Source organism: Actinospineispora eucalypti (genome assembly GCF_039543365.1).
GTDB lineage: Bacteria > Actinomycetota > Actinomycetes > Mycobacteriales > Pseudonocardiaceae > Pseudonocardia > Pseudonocardia eucalypti.
In genome coordinates this window covers 23,281-35,353 of sequence record NZ_BAABJP010000018.1, presented here as the reverse complement: position 1 = coordinate 35,353, position 12,073 = coordinate 23,281, and the positions used below count along the sequence as shown (strand labels likewise).

General features: G+C 73.1%; 13 protein-coding genes. 4 read left to right on the top strand and 9 right to left on the bottom strand.

Annotated features, from left to right (window positions below):
* Positions 1–28 precede the first annotated feature (28 nt).
* Positions 29–205: a hypothetical protein gene (locus ABEB12_RS19695; RefSeq protein WP_185060203.1), complete on the bottom strand. Its 177-nt coding sequence runs from the start codon at positions 203–205 to the stop codon at positions 29–31.
* A gap of 182 nt (positions 206–387) precedes the next feature.
* Here ABEB12_RS19695 and ABEB12_RS19690 point away from each other — a divergent pair, with 182 nt between their 5' ends.
* Positions 388–1,317, top strand: coding sequence for a nucleoside hydrolase (locus ABEB12_RS19690; RefSeq protein ID WP_185060202.1), 930 nt, complete (start codon positions 388–390; stop codon positions 1,315–1,317).
* 116 nt (positions 1,318–1,433) lie between these two features.
* Here ABEB12_RS19690 and ABEB12_RS19685 read toward each other — a convergent pair whose 3' ends face one another.
* From ABEB12_RS19685 to ABEB12_RS19660, 6 genes are all read right to left on the bottom strand, one after another.
* The gene (locus ABEB12_RS19685) at positions 1,434–2,060 is read right to left on the bottom strand and encodes a response regulator transcription factor (RefSeq protein WP_345702959.1); all 627 of its coding nucleotides are present in this window, start codon (positions 2,058–2,060) and stop codon (positions 1,434–1,436) included.
* A complete protein-coding gene (macS, locus tag ABEB12_RS19680) occupies positions 2,057–3,196 on the bottom strand; it encodes a MacS family sensor histidine kinase (RefSeq protein ID WP_185060201.1) in 1,140 nt (379 codons plus the stop codon). Before macS ends, ABEB12_RS19685 begins: the two co-directional genes overlap by 4 nt.
* A 1-nt stretch (position 3,197) precedes the next feature.
* Positions 3,198–3,869: a LuxR C-terminal-related transcriptional regulator gene (locus ABEB12_RS19675; RefSeq protein WP_185060200.1), complete on the bottom strand. Its 672-nt coding sequence runs from the start codon at positions 3,867–3,869 to the stop codon at positions 3,198–3,200.
* A gap of 143 nt (positions 3,870–4,012) precedes the next feature.
* Complete coding sequence (locus tag ABEB12_RS19670) at positions 4,013–5,002, bottom strand: methyltransferase domain-containing protein (RefSeq protein ID WP_185060199.1); 990 nt, start codon at positions 5,000–5,002, stop codon at positions 4,013–4,015.
* A 28-nt stretch (positions 5,003–5,030) separates the two neighbouring features.
* The gene (locus ABEB12_RS19665) at positions 5,031–5,810 is read right to left on the bottom strand and encodes an enoyl-CoA hydratase-related protein (RefSeq protein ID WP_185060198.1); all 780 of its coding nucleotides are present in this window, start codon (positions 5,808–5,810) and stop codon (positions 5,031–5,033) included.
* 55 nt (positions 5,811–5,865) lie between these two features.
* The gene (locus ABEB12_RS19660; RefSeq protein WP_185061273.1) at positions 5,866–6,630 is read right to left on the bottom strand and encodes an ATP-binding cassette domain-containing protein; all 765 of its coding nucleotides are present in this window, start codon (positions 6,628–6,630) and stop codon (positions 5,866–5,868) included.
* Positions 6,631–6,716: 86 nt separating this feature from the next.
* Between ABEB12_RS19660 and glgX the strand changes: the two genes are divergently transcribed.
* Complete coding sequence (glgX, locus tag ABEB12_RS19655) at positions 6,717–8,780, top strand: glycogen debranching protein GlgX (RefSeq protein WP_185060197.1); 2,064 nt, start codon at positions 6,717–6,719, stop codon at positions 8,778–8,780.
* A gap of 330 nt (positions 8,781–9,110) precedes the next feature.
* Here glgX and ABEB12_RS19650 read toward each other — a convergent pair whose 3' ends face one another.
* Together ABEB12_RS19650 and ABEB12_RS19645 are read right to left on the bottom strand one after the other, a co-directional pair.
* Positions 9,111–9,611 carry an SRPBCC domain-containing protein gene (locus ABEB12_RS19650; protein WP_185060196.1) on the bottom strand — a complete coding sequence of 167 codons (501 nt, stop codon included), beginning with the start codon at positions 9,609–9,611 and terminating at the stop codon, positions 9,111–9,113.
* On the bottom strand, positions 9,608–9,928 hold the full coding sequence (locus ABEB12_RS19645; RefSeq protein WP_185060195.1) for a metalloregulator ArsR/SmtB family transcription factor: 321 nt from the start codon (positions 9,926–9,928) through the stop codon (positions 9,608–9,610). Before ABEB12_RS19645 ends, ABEB12_RS19650 begins: the two co-directional genes overlap by 4 nt.
* A 93-nt stretch (positions 9,929–10,021) precedes the next feature.
* On the opposite strand from ABEB12_RS19645, the gene ABEB12_RS19640 reads away from it, so the two are divergent.
* The gene (locus ABEB12_RS19640) at positions 10,022–10,507 is read left to right on the top strand and encodes a PH domain-containing protein (RefSeq protein ID WP_185060194.1); all 486 of its coding nucleotides are present in this window, start codon (positions 10,022–10,024) and stop codon (positions 10,505–10,507) included.
* Between the two features lie 21 nt (positions 10,508–10,528).
* Positions 10,529–12,016, top strand: a complete 1,488-nt coding sequence (locus tag ABEB12_RS19635; protein WP_185060193.1) for a PH domain-containing protein — start codon at positions 10,529–10,531, stop codon at positions 12,014–12,016.
* Positions 12,017–12,073: the final 57 nt, after the last annotated feature.

Sequence of the window (12,073 nt, the reverse complement as noted above, 5' to 3'; positions counted from 1 at the left end):
GTTCAGCCTAGTCGCCGGGCTCCCGGAGTCAGACGCTGGTGGTCGCGGCGGCCTCGAACTCGGCGATCAGCCGGGCGGCCTCGTCCGGGTAGCCGGCCACCAGCGCGTCGATCTCCGCCTCGCGACCCTCCCCGATCAACGAGTTGACCTCGTAGGCGTAGTGATCGTGCAGCTCACGCAGCCGCAGCTGGAGCTCGGTGGGCATGGCTTCCTCCCAGGTTCACGCGGTCCGACGGTGGCCGAACACCCGCCCGGTGGCGCGGGTTGCGCACCGGGTCTCGCCAGGTATGTCGAACGCCGTAATCGAATCGTTTCGATGCTGGTTACAAGCTTATCGGAGAGGCCCGTCACAGCGCGAGTCCCCGGCTCGTGTGAAAGGCTCGCCGAATGCCGAACCCGTTGGTCATCGACACCGATCCGGGCATCGACGACGCGGTGGCACTGCTGCTCGGGCTGGCCTGCCCCGAGGTACGGGTGGCGGCGGCGACCACGGTGTTCGGCAACGTGGGCCTGGCCACCACCACCGCCAACGCCGGACGGCTGCTCGCCATGGCCGGCCGTACCGACGTCCCGGTGGCCGCCGGCGCCGCCCGGCCGCTGGTGTTCCCGCAGGCCCAACGGGCCGGTGAGGTACATCACGAGGACGGCCTCGGCGGTCGCGCCGACACACTGCCGACGCCGCCGCCGGTGCACCCGGATGGCGCGGTCGAGGTGCTCGCCGGCGTGTTGAGAGCCGCCGACCGGCCGGTCACCCTGGCCCCGATCGGCCCGCTGACCAATATCGCCCTGCTGCTCGCCAGCCACCCCGAGCTGACGCCGAAGATCGGCCGGATCGTGGCCATGGGGGGCGCGATCAGCGGCGGGAACACCACGCCGACCGCCGAGTTCAACGTGCACTGCGACCCGGAGGCGGCGCACCGGGTGCTGGCCGAGGAGTCCGTGCCGATCACCCTGGTCCCACTGGACCTCACGCTGCGCTGCGCCATGCCCGGCGAGTGGGTGGACCGGCTGGCCGCCGGCGGTCCCCGGTGCGCCACCCTGGCCGCGATCACCGAGTACTACCGCGCGCGGTTCCGCGCCCGGCGCGGCGTGGACGCGGTGCCGCTGCACGACGCGGTCGCCGTGCTGGAGGCGGCCTGTCCCGGGACACTGCGCACCGAGCCGATGCACCTGGCCGTCGACTGCGCCCCCGCCGCCGACCGCGGCACCTTGCGCGTCACGAACGCCGGCGGCCGGCCGGTGGAGGTTGCGGTGGACGCCGACATCTCCGCCCTTCACGCGGAGATCCTGCGCCGCCTACTCACCATCGACACCTGAAACCGGTGCGCGCGTACCCGAATCCCCGACTCACCGTACCCAGATCCCCGACTCGCCGTACCCAGATCCCCGACTCACCGAGCACGAATCCCCGACTCGCGCGGGGGTGGGGTGGGTTAGTCGTCGGTTAGGCCTTGTTCTACGGCGTAGCGGGTGAGTTCTACGCGGTTGTGGAGTTGGAGTTTGCGGAGGGTGCTCTGGACGTGGCTTTCCACGGTGCGGTGGGAGAGCACCAGCCGGTCGGCGATCTGCTTCGCGGTCATGCCCTTGGCGACCAGGCGCAGGACCTCGGTCTCCCGGTCGGTCAGGCGCAGGCCGGAGTCCTTGCGGTTCGACTCGCCGAGCACCAGGCCGGCCAGGCCGGGGGTGAACACGGCGTCCCCGGCGGCGGTCCGCCGCACCGCTTCCACGAGCTCCTCCGCGCTGGCCGATTTCACCAGGTAGCCGCTGGCACCGGCGGCCACGGCGGCCAGCACGTCCTGGTGCTCCCCACTCGCGGAGAGCACCAGTATCCGGGTGTCCGGCAGCTGTGCCCGGATCGAACCGATCGCGGTGACGCCCGAGGACGCGCCCAGGTTGAGGTCCATCAGCACCACGGCCGGCCGGGTGGCCAGCGCGATGCGCACCGAGGACGGGCCGTCGGGCGCCGTGGCCACCACCTGGAAACCACGCTCGCCGAGGTCCCGCGCGACGCCCTCGCGCCACATCGGGTGGTCGTCGACGACCATCACCGTCACGGTCACCGCGACCCACCCCCCACGGGCAGTTCGAAGATCCACTCACAGCCCAGGCCGGGACCGGTGACGCAGCGGGCCGAGCCGCCGACCCCCTCGATCCGGCCGACGATCCCCCCGGTGACGCCGAGACGCCCCTCGGCGGCCGCCGCCGCCAGCCGGCCCGCCGGAATTCCCGGCCCGTCGTCGCGCACGCTCACCTCCACCCGGTCGTCCAGCCGTTCCACCAGGACCCAGGCCGGCGCCTCCGCCCCGACGTGGGTCCGCACGTTGGCCAGCGCGGTCCGCACCGCGTCGGTCACCTCGCGGGCCGCCGCTTCAGGCAGCGGTACCGCGGTCGCCGGGGTGGACACGGTCACCCGGCTGGTGGCCAGCGCGGCCAACTCGTTCGCCAGGTCCACCGAACCGTCCGGCCGGACCGACGGCGGGTCGGTGGTCATCAGCGTGCGCAGCGCGACCTCCTGCTCCCCGGCCAGCTCGCCCAGCTCGGCGGCGGCGCCACCCAGCGACCGGCCGCGCCGGCTGACCTGGGAGAGCACCTGCAGCACGCCGTCGTGGATGGACCGGGCCAGCCGTTCCCGCTCGGCCACCGCCGCGCGCAGCGCCACCGCGTCCCGCAGCTGCGCGGCCGAGCGGCGCAGCACGGTCGCCGCGTAGCCCACCGCCAGCGCGGACGCCACGATCAGCAACAGGTCGGTCAGCTCCGGGGCGCCCAGGTGCCCACGCACCGCCGCCACCGACGCCTGCACGACCAGCCCGCCGAGCACGCCGAACAACGGCCCGTGAACCAGGGCCAGCGCGATCGCCGGCCCGGCCACCCACACCGTGGGCAGCACCGGCACCCCGGACGCGATCCGGGCCGGGGTCTCCACCGCCAGCGTGGAAGCCACCGCCGCCACGGAGACGACCAGGTCGGCAACGGCCAACCAACCCCGTCCCGGCCACACCGGCCGCAGGTAGCCGACACCGGTGACCGCGGTCCAGCAGGCCAGCCCACCCAGAACCAGGAGTGCACCGAGAGGCCACCGGTACTCGGGAAAGCCCCGCAGGACCAGGACGCCCGCGTAGCCGAGCGCGATCACCCGGTAGCCGACCAACCCGCGCCACAAAGGGTCGAGCATCTGCTCGGGCGCCCGGTCCGACACGCTATTCGGTCAGGCCCTGCGAGATGGCGTAACGCACCAGCTCGACCCGGTTGTGCAGGTGCAGCTTGCGCAGCGTGCTCTGGATGTGGTTCTCCACGGTGCGCGGCGAGAGGGTGAGCTTGGCGGCGATCTGGCGGGCGGTGAGCCCGGTGGCGACCAGGCGGAGCACCTCGGTCTCCCGGGTGGTCAGCCGGGGCACCGAGGCCGCCTCCGGCTCCGGTTCGGCGGCCAGGCGCTGGTACTCGCCGAGCACCAGGTCGGCCAGGCCCGCCGTGAACACCGCGTCCCCGACGGCAGTGCGGCGCACCGCGTCCACCAGCTCGTCCGCGGACGCGGTCTTGACCAGGTAGCCGGCCGCGCCGGCCTTCACCGCGTCCAGCACGTCCCGGTGCCCGGCGCGCTCGGAGAGCACCAGCACCCGGGTGTCCGGCATGGTGTTGGCGATGGTACGCACGGCCTCGACGGCGGAAAGCTCATCCAGGTCCAGGTCGATGACCACCACGCGGGGCTGGGTGGCGGCGGCGATCCGGGCGGTGAACGCCGAGTCCGCCACGGTGGCCACCACCACGAAACCCTGCGCGGAAAGGTCCCGCGCGACCCCTTCCCGCCAGATCGGATGATCATCCACGACGACGACGGTGATCGAGCTCGGGTCGTCGTAGGTCGCGCTCACTACTGTGGTTCCCCTTCCGCTTTCCGTCACCCGCACGGAGGCAGTCAAATCGGGCGAGCCGAGCCTAATGGTTCCATCCAGACGACGCCCGTATCCGCGGAAAGGGTGCACTACACCCAATCGGCGCACGGAACTCCGGAGCGTTACCGAACGGCCTTCGTCCCGGTCAGCAGGGCGTTGTAGAAGAACCGCTTCGGCACCACTCGCTGTAGCACCGTGGTGTCCAGTTCACCGAGTCGTTCCCAGGTCCGCCAGGCGAACATGGCCCAGCGCATGCCCAGTTTGCCCGGCGGCACGGCCGCCTCGAACGTGCGTACCGGCCACCCGAAAAGGGCGGCGGCGAGTTCCTCTGTGACGACTTTCACGTCCCGCGCGCCGGCGCCCAGGGCCATCGCTTCCAGCCGGTCCGGGTCGAAGGTGTGGATGTCCACGACCGCCTCCAGCGCGGCGGCGCGGGAGGACTCATCCAGCTCCGCCTGCGGCCGGCGCCAGTCGCGCAACGGGCCGAGCTTGGTGACCCGGGTGGCCGCCCACCAGGTGGCCTGGCTGATCTTGCGGGCGTAGAGGTCGCCGATCTTGGTGGGCTCACCGGCGAACACGAACCGCCCGCCCGGCTTGAGCACCCGCAGCACCTCGCGCAGCGATGCGGCCACGTCGGGGATGTGGTGCAGCACGGCGTGCCCCACGACCAGGTCGAACGTGTCGTCCTCGTAGGGGATGCGCTCCGCGTCGGCCACCCGGCCGTCCACGTCCAGGCCGAGCCCGGCGGCGTTGCGCAACGCCACCCGCACCATGCCCGGGGACAGGTCGGTCACCGAGCCGCGCTTGGCCACCCCGCCCTGGATCAGGTTGAGCAGGAAGAACCCGGTGCCGCTGCCCAGTTCCAGGGCGCGGTCGTAGGGCCAGCCGTCCGAGCCGGCGACCAGCTTGAACCGCCCGGTGGCGTAGTCGATGCAGCGCTCGTCGTAGGAGATCGACCACTTCTCGTCGTACGAGCCGGCCTCCCAGTCGTGGTAGAGCACGTTGGCCAGCTTGGGGTCCCGCCGGGCCGCCTCGACCTGCTCGGCGGTGGCGTGCGGGTTCGGCTCCGGGTCGGGCCCGGCATCGGGCGGCGGCACGGCGGCCGCGCTCATTTCCCGACTCGCAAGCTCGTCTCGGCGCTCATCGGCCCACGAACTTCGCCTTGCCGGGGCCGTTGGCGATGAACGACTCCATGCCGGCGGCCCGGTCCTCGGTGGCGAACAGCGCGGCGAACAGCTCGCTCTCCAGGTGCAGGCCGTTGCGCAGGTCACCGTCCAGCCCACCGTCGATGGCCTTCTTGGCGGCGGCCAGGGCCATCGCCGGGCCTTCCGCGAACCCCGACGCCCACCGGTGCGCCTCGGCGTACACGTCGTCCGGGGCGACCACCTGGTCGACCATGCCCAGCGCCAGCGCCTCCTCGGCGGCCACGAACCGGCCGGAGTAGATGACCTCCTTGGCCCGGGACGGCCCGATCAGCCGGGACAGCCGCTGCGTGCCGCCCGCGCCGGGGATGATCCCGAGCAGGATCTCCGGCTGGCCGACCTTCACGTTGTCCCCGCACACCCGGCGGTCGCAGCACAGCGCCAGCTCGTAGCCGCCGCCGAGCGCGTAACCGGTGATCGCCGCCACGGTGGGCTTGGGGATCTCCGCGACCGCGCTCAACGAGGAGGAGAGGCCGCGGGCGCGCGCCGTCATGTCCGCGTGGGACATCGCCGCCATCTCCTTGATGTCGGCGCCGGCGGCGAACACCTTCTCCCCGCCGTAGACGACCACGGCCCGCACGTCGGCCCGGCCGGCCGCCTCCTGGGCGGCGGCCCGGATCTCCTCCTGGAGCTGCTTGTTCAGCGCGTTCATCGGGGGCCGGTTCAGCCGGATCGTGCCGACCGCGCCGTCCACCTCGAGGGCCACGAATTCACCCACGCCTCTGTGCCTCCTCGCCCACTCGCCGAGCGGTGATCGCCTGCGTGAGGGCACCCTACCCCCGGCGCGCGCTGTACCGCCCGTCCTCGAGCCGCACCTTGAGCGGCAGGCCGAACGTGCGGGACAGGTTCTGGTCGGTCATCACCTCGGGCAGCAGGCCCTGCGCGACCACCCCGCCGCCCCGCATCAGCAGCGCGTGGGTGTAGCCGGGCGGGATCTCCTCCACGTGGTGGGTGACCAGCACGCTGGCCGGTGCGTCGGCGTCCAGCGCCAGCCCGGACAGCCGCTCGACCAGGTCCTCCCGGCCGCCGAGGTCCAGCCCGGCGGCCGGCTCGTCGAGCAGCAGCAGCTCCGGGTCGGCCATCAGCGCGCGGGCGATCAGCGCCCGCTTGCGTTCCCCCTCGGAGAGCGTCGCGAACCGGCGGCCGGCCAGCGCGTTCATTCCCATCACGTTCAGCAGGTGGTCCGCGCGGGTCAGATCGAAGGTGTCATATTGCTCACGCCACCGGCCGAGCAGCGCGTAGCCGGCGCTCACCACCACGTCCCGGACGATCTCGTCGCCGGGCACCCGGGATGCCAACGCGGCCGAGCAGAACCCGATCCTGGGCCGCAGCTCGAACACGTCCACCCGGCCCAACCGTTCACCGAGCAGATCCACGATGCCCTCGCTGGGATGCAGCTCGGCGGCGGCCATCCGCAGCAGCGTGGTCTTCCCGGCGCCGTTCGGGCCGAGCACCACCCAGCGCTCGTCCAGCTCCACCGACCAGTCCACCGCGCTGACCAGGTTGGTCGTGCCCCGACGTACCGAGACGCCGTCCATCCGAATCACCAGATCGGTCAGCTCGGTGTGGTCCCGCCGATCCGTTCGCTCGCTGGCCTCCGTCACAGCCCCTATCCTTACCGATGATGCCGCAGCCTCCAGGCTTGGGACACGCCATAGCCGCGCCGCCAACCGGCACAGTCTTTCCGTTGGGTGCGCACCTCACCGACAGCGGGGCTCGGTTCTCGGTCGCCTCGGGCAGCGCGGAGGCCGTCGAGCTGTGTCTCATCGACGAGTTCGGCGCCGAGGAACGGCGGATCGAGCTGGCCGAGCGGACCTTCGGGGTCTGGCACGGCTCGGTGGACGGGGTGCGCGCCGGCCAGCGCTACGGCTACCGGGTCCACGGACGGTACGACCCGGCGGCGGGGTTGCACGCCAACCCGGCCAAGCTGCTGGTCGACCCGTACACCCGGCGGATCACCGGCCGGCTGACCTCGCTGCCCGCCGCCCTGGACTACGCCGAGGACCCGCTGCACGGCTCGCCCAGCACCGTCGACTCGCTGGGCGCGGTGCCGCTGTCCGTGGTCACCTCGCCGGTGTCCCCGGCCACCGAGCCGAGGCCGGACGTGCCGTGGGCGGACACGGTGATCTACGAGCTGCACGTGCGCGGGTTCACCCGCTGCCACCCCGAGGTGCCGGAACGGCTGCGCGGCAGCTACCTGGGCCTGGCCCACCCGGCGGTGCTGGAGTACCTGCGAGGGCTCGGCGTGACCGCTGTCGAGCTGCTCCCGGTGCACGCGTTCTGCGACGAGCCGCAGCTGCTCACCCGGGGCATGCACAACTACTGGGGCTACGCCACGCTGGGCTTCCTGGCGCCGCACGCCGCCTACGCCGCCGAGCCGGGTGAGGAGGTGGCGGAGTTCCGGGCCATGGTGGAGGCGCTGCACGGCGCCGGCATCGAGGTCATCCTGGACGTGGTCTACAACCACACCTGCGAGGGCGGCGTCGGCGGGCCGACGCTGTGCTACCGGGGCCTGGACTCGCCGGCCTACTACGCGCGGCACGGGAACGGCGAGCTGGCCAACATCACCGGCACCGGCAACACCCTGGACCCGGCCTCGCTGACCGTCGCCCGGCTGGTCGCCGACTCGCTGCGCCACTGGTCCGAGCTGGGCGTGGACGGTTTCCGGTTCGACCTGGCCAGCGTGCTCGGCCGGCCCGGGGCGGGCCCGTTCGACCCGCGCGCCGGGCTGCTCAACCTGATCGCCGCCGACCCGCTGCTGGCCACCCGGAAGCTGATCGCCGAGCCGTGGGACGCCACCGGCGACGGCTACCGGGTGGGCGGGTTCGGCGCGCAGTGGTCGGAGTGGAACGACCGGTTCCGCGACACCGCGCGGGACTTCTGGCGCGGCGCGACCGGGGTGAACGAGCTGGCCTCCCGGCTGACCGGCTCCTCGGACCTGTACGCGGCCTCCGAACGCCGCCCGTGGGCGTCGGTGAACTTCGTCACCGCCCACGACGGGTTCACCCTGCGGGACCTGGTTTCCTACCGGCGCAAGCACAACGAGGCCAACGGCGAGCAGAACCGGGACGGCAGCGACCACAACCGCTCGCAGAACTTCGGGGTGGAGGGCGAGACCCCGGACGCCGGGGTCCGGGCCGGCCGGCTGGCCACCGCCCGCGCGCTGCTCACCACGTTGCTGCTGGCCACCGGCACCCCGATGATCACGGCCGGGGACGAGCGGTGGCGAACCCAGGGCGGCAACAACAACGCCTACTGCCAGGACAACCCGATCTCCTGGCTGGACTGGACACCGGACGCCGACGCCGACGCGATGACCGCGTTCACCCGGCGCCTGCTCGAGCTGCGCCGCCACCCGCTGGCCCCGGACCGCAACCGGTTCCTGAGCCAGGAGGACGTGGTGTGGTGGCACCCGTCCGGCCGCACCATGGCCGACCCCGACTGGCACGACCCGGCCGCCCGCACCCTCGGCATGCTGGCCGGCGGCCACTGGCTGCTCCTCCTACACGCCGGGAGCGAACCCACCGACTGCGTCCTGCCGGATGTCGCGTTGGCGCCGGTCCTGGACTCCACCGACCCGACCGGCACCCCTCCGGACCCCACCCCCCTGTCCGGCGGCGCCGTCCTCCCGCTTCCGGCCCGGTCTGCCCTGCTCTTGCTCGCCGCCGGCGCCCGGGCACCGGTTTAAAGATCGGCTGGGACGGCGCGGCATGGTGGTCTGCCGTGGCTTGGGCGGGGCCCGTTGGGCCAGGCACGGCTCGTGATCAGCATGACATGGTGGTCACTTCCGTTCGCCTGAAACGACCACAGTGTCATGCTGATCATGGAACCGGCCGCGCGGCGGCCCGCGAGATGTACACGAGGCAGGTTTGACCAAGATCGAACAGGCGTGTCGTAATGTCGCGCACAGCCCAGAAGCCCCAAACGCAACAGGCGCCACTCAAGCCACGGCAGACCACCAGGCCGCGCCGTCCAAGCCGATCTTTAAACCGGCACCCCGACGCCTACCCGCACCACCTCATCCCCAAGTCGGGTACAAAGGCGCGACCTCCGCATAACGCGCTTCCCACCCGGGCGGGCAAGCACCCTCCAGGTAAGCACCCAGCCGGTCCAGGAACGCATGCGTACCGGGAATGAAGCCCTTGGCGTTGCGCACCGTCAACCCCCTGTGGGTGAAGGTGAGGACGGTGCCGCCGGGTTCCTCGGCCAGTTCGTAGCGCACCACTCCGTCGTTCACGATCCGCTGGTGCCACTCGTGCTCGAACACCTTGGGCGGGTCCCACACCAGGATCCGGCCGGTCATCCGCTTCTGCTCCACCGGGGCGGGCGGGTCGGTGGCGACCATCTCGATCCGGCCACCCTGGCGCGGTTCCAGGCTGGTCTCGCCGAACCAGGCCGCCCGCCGGTCCGGGTCGGTGATCGCCGCCCATACCGCCTCGATCGGGTAGGGCAGATGCCGGACGAAGGTCATCGTCGCGTGCTCGCCGTCGATGTCCAGGGTGCCCAGGGGCTCGGTCATTCGGGGTCCTTCCGGTGGGTGTCGGCCAGGTGGCGTTCCAGCGCGTCGAGGTGGGCCGCCCAGTAGCGGCGGTACCGGCCGAGCCAGCGGTCGATCTCCACCAACCCGTCCGCGCGCAGCGCGTAGATGCGCCGCTGCGCGTCCGGCCGGACCTCCACCAGGCCGACCTCGCGGAGCACCCGCAGGTGTCGCGACACGGCCGGCTGGGTCAGGTTGGGCAGCGTGGCGACCAGCTCACCGGCGGTCCGTTCGCCGGCCGCGAGGGCGTCCAACAACGCCCGCCGACTGGGTTCGGCCACCGCCTCGAACACGTCCATGGCCCGAGTATTACGTAGAGCTTATATACGCGCAAGCTGATACAGATCGCGCCGCACGCCCGGAACCCGCCGGCCGGCTGGCAGAGTGGCGGCGTGACCGCCCCGCGCCCGCCCGCCAACCGGGTCGACCCGCGCGCGCTGCGCTGCTGGACCGTGCGGGCCGCGCTCGGCGTGCTCACCGTGGCCGTCGCCGAGCTGGTCGCGCTGGTGCTGGCCGAGCTGGACCGGCCGATGGGTACGGCCCTGCTGGTGATCACCCTGGTCGCCGGCGCCGGCTACGTGGTGGTCGTGCCCCGGTGGCGCTACCGGGTGCACCGCTGGGAGGTGGACGAACGGGCCGTCTACACCCAGGCCGGCTGGCTGTGGCTGGCCTGGCGGGTGGCCCCGATCTCCCGCATCCAGACCATCGACACCGAGCGCTCCCCGCTGCAACGGCTGTTCCGCCTGGCCACGGTCACCGTGACCACCGCCTCCTCGGCCGGCGCGGTGCGCATCGAGGGCCTGGACGCGGATGTCGCCGCCGCGCTGGCCCGCCGGCTCACCGAGGTCACCCAGCACGAACCCGGCGACGCGACCTGACGATGCGAACCGACGCGACCGATGCGAACTGACGCGGGCTGGCGCCGGCTGGACGCCCGGGTGCTCGCCGTCTTCCCGCTGCGCCAGGCCGGCGCGCTGATCCCCTGGCTGGCCATCACCCTGATCGGGGGCCGGCACGCGGACGGCTGGCAGCCGCTCGCCGCGATGGCCGGGCCGGCGGTGCTGGTCGCGCTCGGGGCGGTCCGCTGGGCCACCGTGCGCTACCGGGTGAGCACGGAACGGGTGGAGCTGCGCGGCGGTCTGCTGCGCCGCCACGAACGCTCACTGCGCCGCGACCGGGTGCGCACGGTGGACGTCCGGGCCAGCCCGCCGCACCGGCTGTTCCGGCTGTGCGTGGTGGAGATCGGCACCGGCTCGAACTCGGGCGAGGAGGGCCGGCTGACCCTGGACGCGGTGACCCGGGAGGAGGCCGACCGGCTGCGCCGCGAGCTGCTGCTGTGCGACGACCCCCGGCCCGACGCCGACGCGGGGCCCGGCGGAACGGAGCTGGCCGAGCTGCGCCTGTCCTGGCTGCGCTACGCGCCGCTCACCCCGGCCGGCCTGGTCGCGCTGGGCACCCTGCTCGGCGGCGGCTTCAAGATCGCCAGCGACGCCGGCATCGACCTGATCGGCTCGACCGCCGAGGCCGCCGAGGAGCTGAGCGCCACGCCGGCCTGGCTGGCCGTGCCGGCCCTCGCGGCGGCGGTGCTGGTGGTTTCCGGCCTGGGCTCGGTGGCGATCTACCTGGAGGGCTGGTGGCGGTTCCGGCTCAGCCGTGAGCAGGACGGCAGCCTGCGATTGCGCCGGGGCCTGCTCACCACCCGCTCGCTGTCCCTGGAGCAGCGCAGGGTGCGCGGGGTGGTGATCGTGGAACCGCTGCCGCTGCGCCTGGCCGGGGCGGCCAGGTGCACGGCGATCACCACCGGCCTGGACGCCAGGAGCACCGGCGGCGGTGCCCTGTTGCCGGCCGCACCGCGCGCCGAGGCGCACCGGGTGGCCGCCGCCGCGCTGCTGCTGGACGACCCGGCCGACGGCGCATCCGCCCCGCTGCGCCGCCATCCCCCGGCCGCGCTGCGCCGGGCCGTGGTGCGCGCGGTGCTGCCCGCGCTGGCGCTGGCCGGGGTGGCCTGGGTCGCATCGGCGTGGACCGCATCGGCGTGGGGCGCGTCGGCCTGGGTGCCACCGCTCTGGCCGGGGGCGCTGCTGCTGCTCCCGGCGGCCGCGCTGCTCGGCCTGGACCGGTACCGCAACCTCGGGCACGTACTACGCCCGGAGTACCTGGTCATCGGCTACGGCTCGGTGGTGCGCCGGCGGGTCGCCCTGCAGCGGCGGGGCATCATCGGCTGGCGCATCCGGCAGAGCCCCACGCAGCGCTGGTCGGGCCTGGTCACGCTGGACCCGATCACCGCCGGCGGCGGGGCCGCGCACGTCGTCCGGGACATCCCGCTGGCCGACGCCCTCGCGCTGGCGACCGCGATCAACCCGGACGTGGTACGCCTGGGGAGGTAGCCGCGATGCCGCCGCTGGGCCGACGCGCCGGGGCCTCCCGCCCGGGCACAGTTTCCG